The following is a 19,288-nucleotide window of genomic DNA, read 5'->3' as shown; positions in this document are numbered from 1 at the left end:
TCGTTCTGTTCCCGCTCGCTCACTTCGCTCCTGCCTTCCCCCGTTCCCGCGGCGCGCGCGGGACCTTCAGTTCCACTTCGGTGCCCTGTCCGGGGACCGAGATCAGCTCGGCGGTGCCGCCGAGGTCCCGGAGTCTGCCCCGGATGGACAGGGCGACGCCCATCCGGCCCTCGCCCTCGGCCTGCGCGAGCCGGCCGTCGGGTATGCCGGGCCCGTCGTCCCGGACGGTCACGATCACCTCGTCGCCCCAGTCCTCGACCAGGATCCAGGCCCGCGCCCCGTCCCCGGCGTGCGCCCGCACGTTGTCCAGGGCGGCTCCGACGGCCGCGGCCAGTTCGCGGGCGGCCGGGGCGGGCAGGACGACGGGCGCGCCCGGGTCGGCGAGGGTGACCCGGGCCCCGGCGCGCGGTGCGAGCAGGGTGCGCAGGTCGAGCTCGGCGCCCTCGGTCTCCTCGGCGTCCGGGACCTCCACGATCCGGACGACCGCGCCCTCGGACTCGTCCTCGGAGACGTGCGAGGTTCGGGTGAGACCGCCGGCGACCAGGGTGCGCAGGGCGACCTCCTGTTCGCCGGCCATCCTGCCGAGCTCGGCCGCCTCGCCGCCGAGGGCGGTGCCGCGGCGCTGCACCATGGCGAGGACCTGGAGCACGCTGTCGTGGATGTCGCGGGCGAGCCGCTCGCGTTCGCGGGTCGCGGCCTCGATCTCCAGGGCCCGGGCGAGGGTGCGCTCGGAGGCGCGGGCGACCTCGACGACGTAGCCGATGGCGATGGAGGCGACCCAGACGAGGAGCACGTTGTGGAGGGTGTCCCGGCTGGGCGAGCCGCGTTCGATGATGTTGGCGACGGCGACGAGCGAGGAGGCGAAGCCGGCCCAGCGCCAGCCGCCCCTGAGGGCCCAGGCCAGGGCGGTGCCGGCGGTCCAGATCGTCGGCAGGGTGGGGTGGTCGGTCGACCGCGCGTCGAGGTCCGCGAGCGGTGTGAGGAGGATGCCGGTGAGCGCGACGGCCAGGTCGGCGACCAGGAAGCGCTTGCTGCAGCCCGCCGCGTTCGCCACCTTGGGAAGGGTGACGAGCGTCCACACGCCCAGGGCCGCGAGGAAGGCGACGGCTATCCACGGCCGCTCGTACCGCTCGCGTCCGAAGACGAAGACCAGCACCGCGTAGACCATCGTGCCCACGCGGTACGCGGTGACCGCGCGCCACAGCGGCTGCTCGACCGACATGCGCACGACACGTTCACGCCTGGCCATGTTCCCCACCCCCGACTGCGCCGGCCCAGGCGTCAGGCGCCGGACTCTTCCCGTGCCGCGATCTCGGCCTTGACGGCCTCCTTGGCGGCCTTCTCGGCCTCCGCGATCTGCCGCTTGGCGGCGGTCGCGTAGATGTCCACGTACTCCTGGCCGGACAGCTTCATGATCTCGTACATGACCTCGTCGGTCACCGAGCGCAGGATGAAGCGGTCGCCCTCCATGCCCATGTAGCGGCTGAAGTCGAGCGGCTTGCCGATCCGGATGCCCGGGCGCATCAGCTTGGGCACGACCTTGCCGGGCGGCTGGATCTTCTCGGTGTCGATCATCGCGACGGGGATCACCGGCGCGCCGGTGGCGAGCGCCACGCGCGCGAGACCGCCGGGCTTGCCGCGGTAGAGCCGGCCGTCGGGCGAGCGGGTGCCCTCCGGGTAGATCCCGAACAGGCCGCCCTTCTCGATCACCTCGATGCCGGCCCTGATCGCCGCCTCGCCCGCGCCGCGCGCGCCGGAGCGGTCGACCGGGAGCTGCCCGACGCCCTTGAAGAAGGCGGCGGTCAGCCGTCCCTTGACCCCGGGGGTGGTGAAGTACTCGGCCTTGGCGATGAAGGTCACCTTGCGGTCGAGTACGGCCGGCAGGAAGAAGGAGTCCGAGAAGGAGAGGTGGTTGCTCGCGAGGATCGCCGGTCCCTCGGCGGGGATGTTCTCGAGGCCCTCCACCCAGGGCCTGAAGGCGAGCTTCAGGGACCCTCCGAGGGAGAACTTCATTGCGCCGTAGATCAACTCGCCATGCCTTCCGTGTGCCGTCACGACGACCTTATCCCGTACCGGCCCGGGTGGTCCGCCGCAGGCGCCGCGGCCCGTGTCCGTCCGCCGTTCCCCCGGGGTGCGAACGGCCCTGGTCGGTGTCGGTCCGGTCGCGTACGGTGAAACCCTTCCCTTACCGAAGCCGCTTCGGCCGCCCGCGAGAGCGCGGACCGGAGTCGAACCCGAACAGGAGACCCCGTGCCGGTCCTTCCTGGAGCCGAGCCGTACCGCCACGAGGGCGGAGAGGTCGGCGTCCTCCTCTGTCACGGATTCACCGGTTCCCCCCAGTCGCTGCGGCCCTGGGCCGAGTATCTGGCCGGGCGCGGACTGACGGTGTCGCTGCCGCTGCTGCCCGGGCACGGCACTCGCTGGCAGGACATGCAGCTCACCACCTGGCACGACTGGTACGCGGAGGTGGACCGCGAGCTGCGGGAGCTGACCGCGCGCTGCGAGCGGGTCTTCGTCATGGGCCTGTCGATGGGCGGGGCGCTCACGCTGCGGCTCGCGGCGAAGCACGGCGACGCGATCAGCGGCATCGTGCTGGTCAACCCGGGCAACAAGGTGCACGGCCTGGCGGCGTACGCGCTGCCGGTCGTCCGGCACTTCGTGCCCACCACCAAGGGCATCGCCAGCGACATCGCCAAGGCCGGCGCGCAGGAGGTCGGCTACGACCGGGTGCCGCTGCACGCGGCGCACTCGCTGCGGCGCTTCTTCCGGACCGTCGACGGCGAGCTGCCGCAGGTCACGCAGCCGATGGTGCTGCTGCACAGCCCGCAGGACCACGTGGTGCCGCCGGTCGACTCGGCGCGGATCCTCGCGCGGGTGTCGTCGACGGACGTCAAGGAGATCCTGCTGGAACAGAGCTACCACGTGGCGACGTTGGACCATGACATGGAGCGGATCTTCGAGGAGAGCTGGGCGTTCGTGACCCGGCTCGCCCCGGAGCTGGTCGCGGAAGGCGTCGGTGGCGTCGGTGGCGCCGAGGACACCGGGAAGGGAAGCGCGAGCGGTGGCTGAGCAGCAGGACGGGGAGCGCGAGCCGCAGCCCATCGACGAGGAGGCGGCCTGGGCCGCGATCGTCGCCGGCTACGGCGAGGAGCCCGCCGATCCTCCGGGCGCGCGCCCCTACCGCCCGGTGGAGGACCTGGCGCTGCCGGAGCCCGAGGACGAGGAGGACGAGGAGGACGGCGGCGCCGGGAGGACGGGACCGCGGGGCGGCTCGGGTGACGCCGTGGGCGACGGCGACTCCGACGCCTCGGGCACGGACGGTGCGGGTGGCGTGGCCGGCGCGGGTGGCGCGGGTGGCGTGGCCGGTGCGGGTGGCGCGGGTGGCGTGGCCGGTGCGGTCGGTACGACCAGTGCGCCCGGGGAGTCTTCCGGTGCCGGTGGTGCCTCGGGTGCCTCCGGTGGTCCGGGTGCCTCCGGCGGCCCGGCCGGGACGGAGAAGCCGGACAAGTTCCGCAAGCCGGAGGCTCCCGGGGCGGACGACGGGCCCGCGAGGCCCGCGCTGGGCTCGTCCGTGGTCTTCGCTCCGGGCGTGGGCCTGGGCGGCGGCCCGCGCGACTACTCGCTCGCCGATCCCGACGCGTCCGGCGACGACGCCGGGGACGGGGACGAGGGCCACTTCGTACCGCCGGAGCCGCCGCCGCTCCCGGAGGCCGACACCACGACCAAGTTCGCCTGGCTCGCGGTGGTCGGCGGCCCGGTCCTGATGCTGCTGGCCGTGCTGTTCCGCTGGGAGATGACCTGGTGGCTCACCACGGTGTGCGTGGGCGGCTTCCTGGGCGGCTTCGCGACCCTGGTGGCCCGGATGAAGCACGACGACGAGGACGACGACGGCTTCGACGACCCGGGCCGCGGCGCGGTGGTGTAGCGAGCGGCCGAGTCCCCGGTATCGCGGCTAGGGAACGGCAGGCACACGGACCACCGCCAGGACGGGCAGGTGGTCCGTCGCCGTTTCCAGGTCTCTCGGGTCGAGGTCCGTCGGGACGCCGCAGGAGAGGAAGTCGACGCCCGGGGTGGCGAGGACGGCGTCGATGCGGCGGTCCGGGGCGGTGGCCGGCCAGGTGTGTTCGGCGCCCCAGGGAGCGACGTCCCAGCCGTCCTGGAGTTCCTTCGCGAGCCGGGTGCGGCTCCGGCCGCCGGGGCGTTCGTTGAGGTCGCCCGCGACGACGGTGTACGGCGTGCCGAGCGCGGCCACCCGGTCGAGGAGCAGGCCCGCCTGCGCGTAGCGCTCGGTCTCGGCGAGGCTCAGGTGGCAGCTGACCAGGCCGAGCCGCGCACCGCCGAGGCGGACCACGGCGGTGGCGAGGCCACGCCGGTGCAGCCCGGGCGTGAGCGGCAGCAGGACGTCCTCGGTGCGCTCCACGGTGGCCCGCAGCGAGCACAGCAGCAGCGGTCCCGCGGCCGTGGCGCCGCCGCCGAGGACGACGAGTTCGCTCTTGGCGGCCAGTCGGGCGGCGTGCTTGCGCCAGCGGAAGAAGCGCGGGGCCTCCTGTACGAAGACCAGGTCCGGGGCGCAGGCCCGGATCACCCGGGCGAGCGCGTCCTCGTCGTCGCGCATCGAGCGCACGTTGTAGGAGAGGATCCGCACCACGGCCGAACCGTCGGGCTCGGTACGGGAGTCGGTCAGCTCGCTGATCGCCATGGAGCCACCATAGGCACGGTGCCCGCCGCGCCCCAGAGGGCACGACGGGCACCGAGGTGTGAACGCGCGGAACCGGAGGAGCGGCCTCAGCCCTGGCGGGCGAGGTCGGCCGCGCCGACCAGACCGGCCTTGTTGCCGAGCTGCGCGGCGAGCACCTGGGCGTGCGGACGGTACTGGCCGCCGATCAGCCAGCGCCGGAAGGACTTCCGGATCGGGTCGAGGACCAGCTCGCCCTCGTCGGAGACGCCGCCGCCGACGATGAACGCCGACGGGTCGAACAGCGACGCCAGGTCCGCGAGTCCGGCACCCGCCCAGCGGGCGAGCTCGCGGAAGGAGTCGACGGCCACCTTGTCGCCCGCGCGGGCCGCCTGGCTGACGTGCTTGCCCTCGATGCCGGCGGGGGTGCCGTCGCCGAGGCCGAGGAGGATCTCGGCGTTCTCGGGTGTGGCGGCGGCGCGCTGCTTCGCGTACCGGACGAGGGCGCGCCCGGAGGCGTACTGCTCCCAGCAGCCCTGGCTGCCGCAGCCGCACAGCAGGCCGTCGGGGACGACCCGGACGTGGCCGAACTCGGCGGCCACGCCGAAGCGGCCGCGGCGCAGCTTGTTGCCGATGATGATGCCGCCGCCGAGGCCGGTGCCCAGCGTGATGCAGATGACGTCCTCGTGGCCCTGGCCGGCGCCGAAGCGGTACTCGCCCCAGGCGGCGGCGTTGGCGTCGTTCTCCACGACGACGGGGAGTCCGACGCGCTGTTCGACCTTGTCCTTCAGCGGCTCGTGCCGCCAGTCGATGTTGGGCGCGAAGAGGACGGTGGCGCGCTTGTCGTCGACGTAGCCCGCGGCTCCGATGCCGACGGCCTCGATCTGGTACCCCTTGCCGGCCTCGGAGACCGCGGCGCAGATGGCGTCGACGATGCCCTCGGGGGTCGGCGGGGTGGGCACGGTGTGCGTGTCGAGGATCTTGCCGTCCTCGTCCACCACGCCGGCCGCGATCTTCGTGCCGCCGATGTCGACGCCGATGGTGAGTCCCATGTGTCCCTCAGTTTTCGGTCGAGCCCCGCTACGGCCCACCGTACCCGAGGAGGACGGCCCTCCTGATCAGTCCTGGATCAGTCGAGGTCGATGTGCTGTCCGGTTCCGGACCCGTCGTCGGGCCCGCCGTGCCCGTCCCCGGGACCGCCGTCCGTCCGACCGTCCTGGGGGCCGCCGTCCTTCCGGCCGTCACCGGGTCCGGCGTCCCGGCGGCCTTCCGCGTCGGCCGCGCCCGTCGCCTGGCGGGTGTCGCCGCGGGTCCAGCGGGCCTCGTGGCCCTGGACGGCGGAGCGGTAGGCGGCGAGCAGTTCGTTCCCGGCGGCGGCGAGGTGGTCGAAGACCTGCGGGTTGCGCTCGATGACGGGCTCGACGAGGGCCTTCGCCTGGTTGACGACCTGCTGGACGGTGGCCGCGGCCTGGCCGCCGGCGAGCGGTCCGCCGAGGCCGCCGAGCGGGCCTCCCAGGGTGCCGGAGAGCTTGTCGGCGACGGCCTCGAAGAGCTTGCGGAACTCCTCGGCCGGGGAGCCGGGCTGTTCGCCGGACCGCGCGCGGCGGCGGGCCTTCTCGGCCTCCAGGTCCTCGGCGCAGGCCTCGGCCCAGGCGTCCGAATCGCTCATGGCGCACTCCTGTACTTCTCAGGCCTCGGGTCCCGGATGTCCGTCCCGGGTCCCCTACGGTCGACGGTACACGCCCCGCGCCGGCTCAGGGAGCGGTCCTCGGCCACAGTCCGGGGTCGGGCGTGAAGCGGATCCGCAGGTCGCCGTCGACGAGCCCGGCGCCGGTGACGGTGCAGCGGCGGAGCACCGCGGGCAGCGGGACGGCGCGGCGGAAGGGTCCGGCGCCGAGGAGGAGTTCGTCGCCGCGGCGGACGAGCGAGAGGCCGTCCTTGACGGCGCCGGGCAGCGGGACGTGCCAGACGAGGATGCCGTCCTCGTCGCGCCGGTCCTCGACGGTCCACTCGGGCGGGGCGGCCGGGGCGGCCCCGGTGGCCGGGGCGGTGACGGCGAGCAGGGCGAGGTCCTCGGGGCCGCGGAGCGCGCGGCCGAGGTGCGGCAGCTCGTGGAGGCCGGGCTGGGTCTCGCGCAGCGCGGCGAGGTGGCGGTGCTGTTCGGCGGCGAGGCCGGCGAACCAGGGGTCGGGCGAGTCGGCGGGCAGCACGCGGTTGGCGACGACGCCTTCCAGGGCCAGGCCGTGCAGGGCGAGGCCGAGCCGGGCGGTGCGCAGCGCCTCCTCGGCGGCGGGGCCGGGCTCGACGACGAGCCGTACGGCGGTGCCGGGCGCGTCGAGGACGTCCTGGACCGCGGCCAGCTCGGCCTCCCAGCGGGCGGTCGTCTCGTACAGCCACTGCGCGGGCAGCGGTACGCCGGCGAGCTGGGCGAGCATGGGGCGCAGCGCGCGGGCGGCCTGGCGCTCGGGCGGCAGGAGGCGGCGGAGGTAGCGCCGCAGCTGGGCGGGGAGCGCGAGCAGGGCGAGGGCCTCGGTCACCGGCGGCAGCTCGACGACGGCGAGGTCCCAGTCGCCGGCGGCGGCGTCGCGGAGGGACCTGAGCAGGGCGAAGTCCCGGCTGCCGGGGAGCTCGGTGAGCTCGGCGTCCTCGAAGGGCGCGGCGCCGAGCAGGTCGAGGGCGGTGGTGGAGCGGGCCTGGAGGGCGAGGAACTCGCGGCGGAAGTCCGCCGCGGGGTCGGGAGCGAGCAGGCTCAGGTCCTCACCGGCGACGGCCGCGGGGTCGGCGTCCGCCGACACCAGCAGGACGCGGCGGCCGGCCCGGGCCTCGGCGAGTGCGGTGCCGAGGGCGACGGAGGTGCGGCCGGCGCCGGCGGTTCCGGTGACAAGAGTGATCCACATGCGCCGAAGGTACCGGCGCGGGCCCGCCGACCCGCGGGCCGGGCGGCCCCGCCGTCGCGGGTCACCGCCGCGGCCGCCGACGGTCATCGCGCGGGGCGCTGGGGGCTGCGACGCGGACCGCTGGGGTTACGGCGCGGCTCGGGGTTACGGCACGGCCCGGGGCTGCGGCGCGGGACTGACCACCCGCAAGCCGGGCGCCCCGGCCCTCACGGGCCGCCGCCCCGCCCTCCGGCGGTCGGCGTCCGGCCCGTACGGATCACCGCCCCGCCCTCCGGCGGTCGGCGTCCGGCCCGTACGGATCACCGCCCCGCCCTCCGGCGGTCAGCGTCCGGCCCGCACCGATCACTGACCCGCCCTCCGGCTGTCACCGTAGGCCGGCCCGCACGGATCACCGCCCGGGCCCGCGCGCGGTCACCGCAGGCCGGCCCGCCGGCGGCTTCCGGCCGGGCCCTCCGGGGCACGGCCCGGGCCCGCGCGGGTGGTCGGCCGAGGCCGCCGCGGTTACTTCGTCGACTCGACGCGGGTCTTGAGGCCCGCCAGGGCACGGTCGATGATGACCTTCTCCGCCTTGCGCTTGATCATGCCGAGCATCGGGATCTTGACGTCCACCGTCAGCTGGTACGTCACCTCGGTGTGCTTGCCGTCCGCCGTCGGCGCGAGCCGGTAGGAGCCGTCGAGGGCGCGGAGCATCTGGGACTTGACCAGGGTCCAGCTGACCTCGTGGTCGCCGGTCCAGGTGTAGGCGAGGGTGTGGTCGTCCCGGATGGCGCCGGCGTCCAGGAGGAGCCGGACCTTCTCCGCGCGGCCGGCCGCGTCCGTCTCCAGGACCTCGGCCTCCTTCACCTCGCCCGTCCACTCGGGGTAGCGGGCGAAGTCGGCGATCACGTTCATGACCTCGGCCGGGGCCGCCTCGATGGTGATGCTCGAGCTGGTGTGTTCCGCCATCGCGGGGGCTCCTCGTATGGGCGCGTTCGTCAGTCTGCGAGCAGGCTATCGCGGGCCCGTCGCGCGTCCGTCACCACTCCAGGCTCCAGGGGCGGCCCGTCGCCGCGAAGTGTCCGACATTGACGCACTCGGTCGCGCCGACCCGCATGCGGCGGGCCAGCGGCTGGTGGACGTGGCCGAAAAGCGCGTAGCGCGGGCGGATCCGGTGGATCGCGTCGAGCAGCGCGCGGCTGCCGCGCTCGAAGCGGCGGGCGACGGTGTCGTAGGTCAGTTCGGGCACGTCCGGCGGGATGTGGGAGCAGAGCACGTCGACCTCGCCGAGTGCCTCGACCTTCGCCGCGTACTCCTCGTCGGAGATCTCGTAGGGCGTGCGCATCGGGGTGCGCAGGCCGCCGCCGACGAAGCCGAAGACCAGCCCGCCGAGCTCGACGCGGTCGCCGTCGAGGACGGTGGTGCCGGGGCGGGCGTACTCGGGCCACAGGTGGGGGATGTCGACGTTGCCGTACGTGGCGTACGTGGGCGCGGGGAAGGCGGCGAACATCTCCGCGTACTGGCCGCGGACGGCCGACTCGATGGCGTCGGCGCGGTCGATGCCGAGTTCGGCCCACAGCCGGCGGCCGAGGTCGCGGGCCTCGTCGAAGCGGCGGGCGGTGCGCAGCTCGACGATGAGGTCGGCGTTCTCGACGCCGAACAGGTCGGGGAAGATGCCGCGGCTGTGGTCGGCGTAGTCGAGGAAGAGCACCAGGTCACCGAGGCATATCAGGGCGTCGGCGCCCTCTCCCGCCTTGGCGAGGGCTCCGGTGTTGCCGTGCACGTCGCTCACCACGTTGATCCTCATGAGGTCAGCCTAGGGGTGCCCGACGAGTCCCCGCGGGGAGTTGCCGACACCTTCCGATGCGGGTGTGACCTGCGGTTACTTGGGAGTCCCGAAAGCGGTGGACTACTGTGCGCCGAGGAACGCCATCGATGTGTGACGCACGGAACATTGGCCTGAACCCTCTATCCGGAACCGTCTACTGATGGGTAACGTCCGGGCAGTCCACAGTCGTGCTCACCCCCACCCAGAGCACCTGCCCGATCATGGACCCGACCGGTGCATCACACAGAGCCGTGGCGCCGGCGCCCGATGAGGAGCAGCAGTCTTGCGCGAGTTCAGCCTTCCGGCCCTGTACGAGGTCCCCGCGGACGGCAACCTGACGGATCTCATCCGCCGCAACGCCTCCCAGCACCCAGATGTCGCCGTGATGGGCCGCAAGGTGGCCGGTGCCTGGACCGACGTCACCGCGAAGCAGTTCCTCGCCGAGGTGCGGGGCGCGGCGAAGGGGCTGGTGGCCGCCGGCGTCGAGCCGGGCGACCGGGTCGCGCTGCTGTCCCGCACCCGCTACGAGTGGGTGCTCCTGGACTTCGCGATCTGGAGCGCGGGCGCGGTGACCGTGCCGGTGTACGAGACCAGCTCCCCTGAGCAGATCCAGTGGATCCTCGGCGACTCGGGCGCGTCCCTCGCGCTCGTCGAGACCGCGGCGCACGAGGCCTCGGTGGAGTCGGTGCGCGCGGGCCTGCCGGCCCTGAAGGGCGTGCGGCAGATCGAGGCGGACGCGGTCGCCCGGCTGACCGCCGAGGGCGCGGACGTCTCCGACGAGGAGCTCGACCGCCGGATGTCGATCGCGCACGCGGACGACCCGGCGACGATCGTCTACACCTCCGGCACCACGGGCCGCCCCAAGGGCTGCGTGCTGACCCACCGCGCCTTCTTCGCGGAGTGCGGCAACGTGGTCGAGCGGCTGAAGCCGCTGTTCCGTACGGGCGAGTGCTCGGTGCTGCTGTTCCTGCCGGCCGCGCACGTCTTCGGGCGGCTGGTCGAGGTCGCCTCCGTGATGGCGCCGATCAAGCTGGGCTGCGTGCCCGACATCAAGAACCTCACCGACGAGCTGGCGTCCTTCCGGCCGACGCTGATCCTCGGTGTGCCGCGGGTCTTCGAGAAGGTCTACAACTCGGCCCGGGCCAAGGCGCAGGCCGACGGCAAGGGCAAGATCTTCGACAAGGCCGCGCACACGGCGATCGCCTACAGCCGGGCGATCGGCACGCCGCAGGGCCCGTCCTTCGGCCTGAAGCTGAAGCACAAGGTCTTCGACAAGCTGGTGTTCAGCAAGCTGCGGGCGGTGCTCGGCGGGCGCGGCGAGTACGCGATCTCGGGCGGCGCTCCGCTGGGCGAGCGCCTCGGCCACTTCTTCCGCGGCATCGGCTTCACGGTCCTGGAGGGCTACGGCCTGACGGAGTCGTGCGCGGCGACCGCGTTCAACCCGTGGGACCGGCAGAAGATCGGCACGGTCGGCCAGCCGCTGCCCGGTTCGGTGGTGCGGATCGCCGACGACGGCGAGGTGCTGCTGCACGGCGAGCACATCTTCTCCGGCTACTGGAACAACGACGCCGCGACGGCGGAGGCGCTGGCGGACGGCTGGTTCCACACCGGTGACATCGGCACGCTCGACGAGGACGGCTACCTCGCGATCACCGGCCGCAAGAAGGAGATCCTGGTGACGGCGGGCGGCAAGAACGTCGCCCCGGCGGTCATCGAGGACCGGATCCGGGCGCACGCGCTGGTCGCCGAGTGCATGGTGGTCGGCGACGGACGGCCGTTCGTGGGCGCGCTGGTCACCCTCGACGAGGAGTTCCTGGGCCGCTGGGCGGCCGAGCACGGCAAGCCGGCCGGCGCGACGGCGGGCTCGCTGCGCGAGGACGCGGACCTGCTCGCCGAGGTCCAGCGCGCGGTGGACGACGGCAACGCGGCGGTCTCGAAGGCGGAGTCGGTGCGGAAGTTCCGTATCCTGTCCGCGCAGTTCACGGAGGAGGCGGGGCACATCACCCCGTCGCTGAAGCTGAAGCGCAACGTGGTGGCGAAGGACTTCGCCGAAGAGATCGAGGCGATCTACCGGGCCTGACGGCTCCCGGAACGCCCCTGGCCGGCCCGTACCCGGGCCGGCCAGGGGCGTTCGCGCGCGTCAGGGCCGGAATGGTCGATTCCGTACACACGAGAGGAAATGCCGTCATGCGGCTCCAGCGAACCGCCGCCGCCCTGGGCGCGGCCCTCACCGCCCTCGTCGCCCTCACCGGGTGCAGCAGCGACACGTGGGGCGAGGACGCCGGCCTGCCGGCGGCCGGCGACATGGCGGCGATCGAGAAGCTCGTCGGGTCCCGGACGATGTGCAGCGACCTGCGCACGGGCACGGCCGGCGGCACCATGAGCCAGGAGTCGCGGGACCCGGCCTGGGCGGTCAGGGAGCGCGGGGTGTGCGGCGACGACGCCCGTGACACGCTCACGCTGCTGTCGGTCGCGGACATGGAGAAGTTCCAGCAGGCCGCGAAGAAGGCCGCCGGCGACGGCCACGCCACCCGCTTCCTGCTCGGCCAGGACTTCGCGGTCGTGGCGCCGGACCCGGCGGTGGCGAAGGCCCTGATGGCCTCCGACGTCCTCCTCTTCACCTGCGAGCGGGACTTCACGGTCCCGGACGGCTACCGCACGGAGAAGCTCCTCGTCGACGGCTGCGTCCTGACGGACCACCTGCCGGCGTAGCCGGTCGGCCCGGTTCCGGCGCACGCCGGAATCCCGTTCCGGCGGCCGGGGCCCGCCGGAACGGGCCCCGGACATCTCCTACAGCAGTTCCCTCAGGCGGTCCGCCAGGAGGTCCCAGCGCCACCGGTCCTCGACCCACCGGCGGCCGCGCTCGCCCATGCGGGCGCGGAGCTCCGGGTCGAGGAGGAGCGTGGCGACGCGGTCGGCGGACTCCTCCGGGACGCCGCCGCGGACGACCCAGCCGGTCTCGCCGTCGAGGACGGCGTCCGGCGCGCCGCCGGAGTCGCCGGCGACGACGGGAAGGCCGGTCGCGGAGGCCTCCAGGTAGACGATGCCGAGGCCCTCGACGTCCAGGCCGCCGCGGCGGGTGCGGCACGGCATGGCGAAGACGTCGCCCGCCCCGTAGTGGGCCGGCAGCTCCGACCAGGGGACGGCGCCGGTGAACCGGACGGAGGCGGCGACACCGGTCCGTACGGCGAGCTTGCGCAGCTCCTGCTCGTACGGTCCGCCGCCGACGATCAGGAGCACCGCGTCGGGCACCCGCCGCAGGATCTCCGGCATGGCGAGGATCAGCGTGTCCTGGCCCTTGCGCGGCACCAGGCGCGACACGCACACCACCACGGGCCGGTCGCTCAGCCCGAGTCGCTCGCGCACCTCGGCGCCGCCCGAGTCGGGGTGGAAGGTCTTCTCGTCGACGCCCGGCGGCAGCTGCGTCATGCGCGCGGCGGCGGCCGGGGTGAGCGCGGCCGCGATCCGGGAGCGGGTGTACTCGCCGAGGTACGTGAGGGTGTCCGTGCCCTCGCCGATCCGCCGCAGCAGCTGCCGCGAGGCGGGCAGCTGCGCCCATCCGGCCTCGTGTCCGTGCGTCGTGCCGACCAGGCGCCGCGCGCCCGCCCGCCGCAGCGCCGGGGCCATCAGGCCGAGCGGGGCGGCGGCGCCGAACCAGACCGACTCGCAGCCGTGCTCGCGCAGCAGCGCGGTCGCGCGCGCGGTGACCCGGGGAGTGGGCAGCAGCATGGTGGTGCGATCGCGGACGACCGTGAAAGGCTGTTCGGCGTCGAACGCGGCGGTCGCCTCGATCCCCTCGCGGCTGCGCTTCCACGTGGAGGCGTAGACCACGATCCGCTCGGGATCCAGACGCAGCGCCATGTTGTGCAGGAAGGCCTGGATTCCGCCCGGACGCGGCGGAAAGTCGTTCGTTACGATCAGGGTCTTGTGCATCGTGGCCGACAGTACCGCGATCGCGCCCCAGCCCGGCACCACCACCCTCCGCCCCGGCGGACCGACAGGACAGGAAGCAGGACAGGTATGACGGGCGCAGTGGGCGCGGCGGTACGCGACGGTCTGGACCGCGTCCGTGAGGCGGTCGACGCCCGCGAGGGGCGACGGGCCCGGATGCTGGGCCTGTGGGCCTTCTCCCGGGTGCTCATACTGCTCTGCGTCTTCAAGATCGTGGTGATCCCCGGTCCGGACGTGACCAGCGACGTCGAGCAGATCTACCAGGGCTGGTACGAGGTCCTGCGGACCGGCACGTACCCGCTGGACGACGTCACCTGGCAGTACCCGCCGGCCGCCGCGCTGGCGATCCTCTCCCCCGCCCTGCTGCCGTTCCTCGGCTACTCCTCCGCCTTCTTCGTGCTGTCGCTGCTCTGCGACGCCTTCGTCTTCGGCCTCCTGGCGTACACGGGCCGGCGCCCCGGCCGGTCGATGCGGGGCGCCTGGCTGTGGCTGGCCGGGGTGCCGCTGCTCGGCCCGACCGCGTACTGCCGCTACGACCTGATGGTGACGGCGGTGGCCGTGGCGGGTCTGCTCGCGGCGCTGCGCAGCCCGGTCGTGCTGGGCGCGCTCGCCGGTTTCGGGGCCGTCCTGAAGGTGTGGCCGGTGCTGCTGCTCGCGGGCGCGGCGCGCGGCCGGGCCGCGTTCCGCTCGACGGCCGCGGCGGCGGGCACGGCGGCCGCCGTGCTGCTGGCCTGTGTGCTGGCGGCGCCGGGCGCGCTGTCCTTCCTGGGCTTCCAGCGCGACCGCGGCACGGAGATCGAGTCGCTGGGCGCGATGGTCTTCCACGTGGCCCGGCACTTCGGCTGGCCGGGCGAGGCGCGGATGAACTACGGCTCGATCGAGTTCCTCGGCCCCGGCGTGAAGGCGGTGTCCACGGCGGCGATGCTGCTGTCGGTGGCCGCGTTCGGCTGGCTCCTGGTGTGGTGGTGGCGGGCCCGCGGCCGGACGTCGGGCACCACGGCGGACGTGGCGTTCGTGGCGGTACTGCTGTTCACCACGACGAGCCGGGTGATCAGCCCGCAGTACATGATCTGGCTGGTGGGCCTGGCCGCGGTGTGCCTCGTCTACCGGACGAGCCGGATGCGCCGGCCCGCGTATCTGGTGCTGTGGGCGACGGCGGTCACGCAGTTCGAGTTCCCGGTGTGGTTCTCGCACGTCGGGGACAGCGACCCGCTGGGCGTCGGGCTGCTCCTGGTCCGCAACGGGCTCCTCGTGGCCGCCACGTTCTCCGCGTGCCGGATCCTGTGGCGGCAGACGGTCACGGAGCCGCGCCTGGAGGCGGTGGACGGCGCGGTGCGCCTCCCGGCTCAGGCCGACCGCGAGAGGACGCCGGCCGCGGTGTCGTCGTCCTCCTGAGGCGGGGTACCGTCCGCCGCGGCCCGGCCCGGCGCGCGGCGGCGGTGCAGCAGCCCCAGGGCCGCGCACTGGACGGCCATCGCCAGCGCCATCGCGAGACAGACCCCGCCGAGGCCGAGCGGGCCGGAGAGCGCGTACGCGAGCGGTAGCTGGAGCAGGACGCCGAAGACGGTGATCCGGGCGAGCGGCGCGGAGTCCCCCGCGCCCTCGAAGACCCCGGCGAGGGCGATGAAGACGGCCATGAGCAGCAGGTACGGGCCGAGGCAGCGCAGGAACAGCGCGCCGGCGGCGACGACCGACGGCTCCGCGCCGAAGCCGCGCATGACCGGCCCGGCGGCCACGAGCAGCAGCACCGCGGCCCCGGCGCCGAGCAGCCCGCCGAGGACGGCCGCCTGCCGGCCGACGGCCCGGCGCACCTCCCGCGCTCGCCACCCGGGTCCGGACTCCGCCCCTTCCGGGGACGCTCCCGGGACGCCCAGGGCGCCCAGCCGGTGCGCGGTGTGGATGGCGGCGGCCTGCTTGACGGCGTAGAAGGCCATCGTGGTGACGTACATGGCCTTGGTCGCGATGCCGTAGGCGGCGATCTCGGTGACGCCGATCCGGGCGACGACGGAGACCAGGGCGAGCGCCCCGGCCATGCGGACGGCGAAGTCGACGGACATCGGCAGGCCGAGGGCGGCGGTACGGCGCACGGCTGCGGGCAGTCCCTCGGCGGGACGCGCGGCGCGGGCGGCCCGCAGCACGGCGTTCCGGCGCAGGACCAGGAGTCCCACGGCGAACGCCGCGGTGCGGCCGACGACGGTGGAGACGGCGGCCCCCTCGACCCCGTACGCGTGGATCAGCAGCGGGTCGAGGACCAGGATCAGCCCGTTGGCGAGGAAGGCGAGCCGCATGGGCGTGCGGGTGTCGCCGGTGCCCTTGAGGATGCCGTCGAGGACGGTGGTCGCGAAGAAGACGGCCGTGCCGGGCAGGGAGATCGCGAAGTAGGCGGTCGCCAGGGCGTGTGCGGGGTGGCCGGTTCCGCCGAGCAGGAGGGCGGCGAGCGGGTCCCGCAGCAGAAGGCCGCCGATCGCGACGGGCGGGACGAGCAGGGCGCCGAGGACGGCTCCGCCGCGCACGGCGGAGCGCAGGGCCGCCGGGTCGTCGGCGCCTCTGGCCCGGGCGACGAGCACGGTGGTGCCGGAGGCGGCCATGAGCACGACGCCGAGGAGCAGGTTCTCGACGTTGGTGGCGACGGCGACGGCGGCGACGGCGTCCCCGCCGAGGCGGGCGACCCAGACCATGTTGATGATGCCGGCGGCGACTCCGGCGAGGAGCTCCAGGTAGACGGGCCCGGCGAGCCGGGCGAGCGTGCGGCGGTGCTCCTTCGCGGAAGCTCCCATGGACAAGTCCCCCCACTTTCCGGGCCGCCTCCGGGCCCTCTTTTCGATGTACCTCGAATCGAGGCAGCTCGAAAAGAGATAGCATGACGCTGCGTACACGACAAGCGCGAAGGAGTCCGCGGTGCTGGAGCTGACGATCCTGGGCTTCCTCGACGGCGGGCCGCTGCACGGCTACGAGCTGAAGGAACGCATCCAGGGCCTGAGCGGCCACGTCCGCCCGGTCAGTGACGGCGCGCTCTACCCCGCGATCACCCGCCTGGTGAAGAACGGCCTCGTCGACAGCCGCACGGAGCCGGGCGCGGGCGCGGCCCCGCGGCGGGTGCTCTCGCTGACGCCCGGGGGCCGCACGGCGCTGTACGACCGGCTGCGCTCGCCCAAGGAGGTCGAGATCACCGACGGGCAGCGCTGGTTCACCCTGCTCGCCTTCCTCGGCCGGCTCCCCGACCCGGCCGACCAGGCCGCCGTCCTGCGCCGCCGCCAGGCCTTCCTCTCCGCCCCCGCCAGCTTCTTCTACGAGGAGGGCGCGCCGGTCCGCGCGGAACGGGAGCCGGACCTCTTCCGCCGCGGCATGCTCCGCATCGCCCGGGCCACCGGCACGGAGGAGAAGGCCTGGCTGACCGAGGCCCTGGCCGAACTGGACGCCAAGGCGACGGAAAGCCACCGCGTCCAGTAGGGGGGCGTCCGGCCATTCCGCCACGACGTCGCAGGGGGTTGCCGGACACCCACCCAAACAGCCGCCTCATTCAAGAGGCAGGCTCTAGCCCAGCCGCTCCCGCAGGTACGCGCGCCAGTCCGCCGTGAACTCCTCCGGCGTCGTGTGCAGGACCTCCGCCAGCGCCTTCTCCAGCGCGCCCTCGCGCTGCGGGTGCGCGCCGACGGTGCGGTAGAAGGCGGTGAGGCGCTCCTCGCCCCGGCGTTCGGCGATCAGCAGACAGGCCAGCCAGCCGCTCTCGTACGCCCGGGCCACGGCCTCGGCCTCGCCGCCGAAGGCGAACTCCTCGTCGTCCGGGAGCACGGCGGGCGTCCGGCCGGCCCGCACCGCGCGGGCGAGTTCGGGTGCGGCCTGGGCGGGCGTCCGGCCGGTGCCGCGGTAGGCGACCCAGTCGGCGAAGCCCTCGGAGAGCCAGAGGGGGGTGGCGGCGGTGGTCTGCGCACGGGTGGCGACATGGGTGGTCTCGTGGGTCAGGACGAAGCGCCGCCCGAAGTCGCCGAGGACACCGTACGCCTCCGGGTTGACGATCACCCGGTCCGCGGGCGCGGTCGGCCCGCCGCCCACCCGGCCGGTGGTGACCGCCGCGATCCCCCGGTACGAGGCGGCGGGCGCGCCGAGCAGTGCGCCCATCGCGTCCACCGAGGCCGGGACCAGGACCACGACCCGGCCCGCCCACGGCGAGGGCCAGGCGTCGCCGACGGCGGGCACCGCCCCGTCCGCCGCGTCCGCGATCTCCCGCAGCCGCTCCCGGCTCTGACCCACGCCGAGGACGAGGCTGCGCCGGCCGGTCACCGTCGTGACGTCGCCCTGCTGCCACAGCTGCTGCGGGGCGCCGTCGGCCGCGCGGTCGCCGGTGACGTACCAGCGGCCGTCCCGCTCGGCGAGGTCGAGGATCCGCTCGCTGGTGGCGGGGCCGGAGTCGTAGCCCCTGATGCGGTAGCCGAGTTCGGCTCGGACGGTGGCCCGTCCGGCGCCGGCCGGGTCGACGTCCGTGACCCGGTATCCGACGTCGAGCGGGATCCCGGCGAGCCGCTCGAACTCGGTGCGCGCGGCGGGCGCGAGGGCCGGGTCGAGGCCGGCGAGATAGCCGGTCTCGTCGCGGGCGAGGAGGGCGGCGGCGTGCCGGTCGAGCAGGCCCTGCACCTCGGCGCGCGCCGGGCCGTCCGGCTCCCCGGTGGCGCAGCCGGTGAGGGCGAGCAGCCCGGCGAGCAGGCACACGCCCGCGCCGCGCGCCGCTCCGATGCCCTGACCTGCCACGCTCCGATCGTACGGGGGACGCGGACGGCGGTGGTCCGCTCAGACCCGGGTGACCGTCACGTGGGACATCATGTTCACCGGGTCGTAGCGGACCCGGGCGCCGGGGTAGGGCGCGTGGATGACCTGGCCGTTGCCCGCGTAGATCGCCACGTGGCTGGCGTCGCCGCGGTAGGTGACGAGGTCGCCGGGCTGCGCCTGGGAGAGCGGGACGCGGCGTCCGGCGTTGCGCTGGGCCTGGGAGGTGCGGGGCAGGGCGATGCCCGCCTGGCGGTAGGACCAGACCATCAGGCCCGAGCAGTCGAAGGCGGAGGGCCCGGTCGCGCCCCACACGTACGGCTTGCCGATGGCGCTGCGCGCGGCGATCACCGCGGCGGCGGCGCGGGAGGGGCCGAGGTCGGCGAGCGGCGGGAGTTCCTCGTCGAAGGCGGCGCGGCCGGAGCGGGAGGCCCGCTCGAAGCCGGCGCGTTCGTCGGCGGAGAGGGAGGCGAGCACCCGCCGGGCCTCGGCGAGCTTGCGCTCGACGGTGCGCTTGTGCCGGGCCACCTCGCTGCGGCTGCGCTCCAGTTCGGCGAGGCTCCGGCCGGCCTCGGCCCGCTGCTGCGCCAGTCTGCGCAGCTCGTGCTTCAGTTCGTCGAGGGCCGCGCCCTGACGGGCGGTGACCCGGTCGAGGACGGAGGCCCGTTCGAGGTAGCTGTCCGGGTCGGAGGAGAGCAGCAGGGCGAGGGCCGGGTCGACGCCGCCGGAGCGGTACTGGGCGCCGGCGACGGAACCGAGCGCGCCGCGCATGCGGTTGATCCGTTCCTGGGCGCGGGCGAGGCCGTCCTGGGCCTGGGAGACCGTCTTGCGCAGCCGGTCGGCCTTCTCGTCGGCGCGGTTGAAGCCCTCGGTGGCGCGCTCGGCCTCCTCGAAGAGCCGGTCGACGGTGGCGCGGGTGCTCTCGGGGGTGGCGCCGCCCGGGTCGGCGTGCGCGGGGACGGCGCCGAGTGCCGTGGCCGCGGTGGCCGCGGCTGCGGTGAGGACGGTGACCCTGGCGGGTCGGCGGTGGGACGCCACGAATCGCGCTCCGTTCCGTTCGACGGACTTGGCGCGGCAGACAGTAGCGGGTGATCAACCCGTGTCCAACGAGGCTGCCGGGCACACAAAGTGACGCCCCGCCGGAGACCGCGAGGTCACCGGCGGGGCGTCACGTCAGTCCGGGATCCGGCGAACCACCCG

General features: G+C 74.4%; 18 protein-coding genes. 6 read left to right on the top strand and 12 right to left on the bottom strand.

Annotated features, from left to right (window positions below):
- Positions 1-19 precede the first annotated feature (19 nt).
- Together macS and ESG85_RS05020 are read right to left on the bottom strand one after the other, a co-directional pair.
- Positions 20-1,249: a MacS family sensor histidine kinase gene (gene macS, locus ESG85_RS05025; RefSeq protein ID WP_128976795.1), complete on the bottom strand. Its 1,230-nt coding sequence runs from the start codon at positions 1,247-1,249 to the stop codon at positions 20-22.
- A 32-nt stretch (positions 1,250-1,281) separates the two neighbouring features.
- Positions 1,282-2,013 carry a lysophospholipid acyltransferase family protein gene (locus ESG85_RS05020; protein WP_128976828.1) on the bottom strand — a complete coding sequence of 244 codons (732 nt, stop codon included), beginning with the start codon at positions 2,011-2,013 and terminating at the stop codon, positions 1,282-1,284.
- 237 nt (positions 2,014-2,250) lie between these two features.
- Here ESG85_RS05020 and ESG85_RS05015 point away from each other — a divergent pair, with 237 nt between their 5' ends.
- Positions 2,251-3,069: an alpha/beta hydrolase gene (locus ESG85_RS05015; protein WP_128976794.1), complete on the top strand. Its 819-nt coding sequence runs from the start codon at positions 2,251-2,253 to the stop codon at positions 3,067-3,069.
- Between the two features lie 214 nt (positions 3,070-3,283).
- Complete coding sequence (locus ESG85_RS05010; protein ID WP_425471159.1) at positions 3,284-3,925, top strand: hypothetical protein; 642 nt, start codon at positions 3,284-3,286, stop codon at positions 3,923-3,925.
- Positions 3,926-3,952: 27 nt separating this feature from the next.
- Here the strand turns inward: ESG85_RS05010 and ESG85_RS05005 are convergent, their stop codons facing one another.
- From ESG85_RS05005 to ESG85_RS04980, 6 genes are all read right to left on the bottom strand, one after another.
- Positions 3,953-4,699, bottom strand: coding sequence for an endonuclease/exonuclease/phosphatase family protein (locus ESG85_RS05005; RefSeq protein WP_128976793.1), 747 nt, complete (start codon positions 4,697-4,699; stop codon positions 3,953-3,955).
- 86 nt (positions 4,700-4,785) lie between these two features.
- The gene (locus ESG85_RS05000; RefSeq protein ID WP_128976792.1) at positions 4,786-5,727 is read right to left on the bottom strand and encodes an ROK family glucokinase; all 942 of its coding nucleotides are present in this window, start codon (positions 5,725-5,727) and stop codon (positions 4,786-4,788) included.
- Positions 5,728-5,804: 77 nt separating this feature from the next.
- Positions 5,805-6,344: a DUF5304 domain-containing protein gene (locus tag ESG85_RS04995; RefSeq protein WP_164986168.1), complete on the bottom strand. Its 540-nt coding sequence runs from the start codon at positions 6,342-6,344 to the stop codon at positions 5,805-5,807.
- An 85-nt stretch (positions 6,345-6,429) separates the two neighbouring features.
- On the bottom strand, positions 6,430-7,572 hold the full coding sequence (locus tag ESG85_RS04990; RefSeq protein WP_128976791.1) for an ArsA family ATPase: 1,143 nt from the start codon (positions 7,570-7,572) through the stop codon (positions 6,430-6,432).
- Between the two features lie 501 nt (positions 7,573-8,073).
- Entirely contained in the window at positions 8,074-8,517 is a 444-nt protein-coding gene (locus tag ESG85_RS04985) for an SRPBCC family protein (protein ID WP_128976790.1), read from the bottom strand.
- A gap of 70 nt (positions 8,518-8,587) precedes the next feature.
- Positions 8,588-9,343, bottom strand: coding sequence for a metallophosphoesterase family protein (locus ESG85_RS04980; RefSeq protein ID WP_128976826.1), 756 nt, complete (start codon positions 9,341-9,343; stop codon positions 8,588-8,590).
- A gap of 316 nt (positions 9,344-9,659) precedes the next feature.
- Here ESG85_RS04980 and ESG85_RS04975 point away from each other — a divergent pair, with 316 nt between their 5' ends.
- Positions 9,660-11,456, top strand: a complete 1,797-nt coding sequence (locus ESG85_RS04975) for an AMP-dependent synthetase/ligase (protein WP_128976789.1) — start codon at positions 9,660-9,662, stop codon at positions 11,454-11,456.
- A 107-nt stretch (positions 11,457-11,563) separates the two neighbouring features.
- Entirely contained in the window at positions 11,564-12,088 is a 525-nt protein-coding gene (locus ESG85_RS04970; protein ID WP_128976788.1) for a hypothetical protein, read from the top strand.
- A gap of 78 nt (positions 12,089-12,166) precedes the next feature.
- Here the strand turns inward: ESG85_RS04970 and ESG85_RS04965 are convergent, their stop codons facing one another.
- Positions 12,167-13,309: a glycosyltransferase family 4 protein gene (locus tag ESG85_RS04965; protein WP_128976787.1), complete on the bottom strand. Its 1,143-nt coding sequence runs from the start codon at positions 13,307-13,309 to the stop codon at positions 12,167-12,169.
- Between the two features lie 87 nt (positions 13,310-13,396).
- Between ESG85_RS04965 and ESG85_RS04960 the strand changes: the two genes are divergently transcribed.
- On the top strand, positions 13,397-14,722 hold the full coding sequence (locus tag ESG85_RS04960) for a glycosyltransferase 87 family protein (RefSeq protein WP_128976786.1): 1,326 nt from the start codon (positions 13,397-13,399) through the stop codon (positions 14,720-14,722).
- Here the strand turns inward: ESG85_RS04960 and ESG85_RS04955 are convergent.
- On the bottom strand, positions 14,674-16,104 hold the full coding sequence (locus ESG85_RS04955; protein WP_128976785.1) for an MATE family efflux transporter: 1,431 nt from the start codon (positions 16,102-16,104) through the stop codon (positions 14,674-14,676). The genes ESG85_RS04960 and ESG85_RS04955 overlap by 49 nt on opposite strands.
- A 121-nt stretch (positions 16,105-16,225) precedes the next feature.
- Between ESG85_RS04955 and ESG85_RS04950 the strand changes: the two genes are divergently transcribed.
- Positions 16,226-16,777: a PadR family transcriptional regulator gene (locus tag ESG85_RS04950; protein ID WP_128976784.1), complete on the top strand. Its 552-nt coding sequence runs from the start codon at positions 16,226-16,228 to the stop codon at positions 16,775-16,777.
- Between the two features lie 84 nt (positions 16,778-16,861).
- Here ESG85_RS04950 and ESG85_RS04945 read toward each other — a convergent pair whose 3' ends face one another.
- On the bottom strand, positions 16,862-18,073 hold the full coding sequence (locus ESG85_RS04945) for a hypothetical protein (protein WP_128976783.1): 1,212 nt from the start codon (positions 18,071-18,073) through the stop codon (positions 16,862-16,864).
- 39 nt (positions 18,074-18,112) lie between these two features.
- Positions 18,113-19,126 (bottom strand): C40 family peptidase, encoded by a 1,014-nt coding sequence (locus ESG85_RS04940; protein WP_128976782.1) that lies wholly within the window; start codon positions 19,124-19,126, stop codon positions 18,113-18,115.
- Positions 19,127-19,288 lie beyond the last annotated feature (162 nt).

The organism is Streptomyces roseicoloratus, assembly GCF_004117935.1.
Classification (GTDB): Bacteria; Actinomycetota; Actinomycetes; order Streptomycetales; family Streptomycetaceae; genus Streptomyces; species Streptomyces roseicoloratus.
Note: the sequence above shows the minus strand (reverse complement) of the source record. Positions and strands in the feature narration are given on the sequence as shown.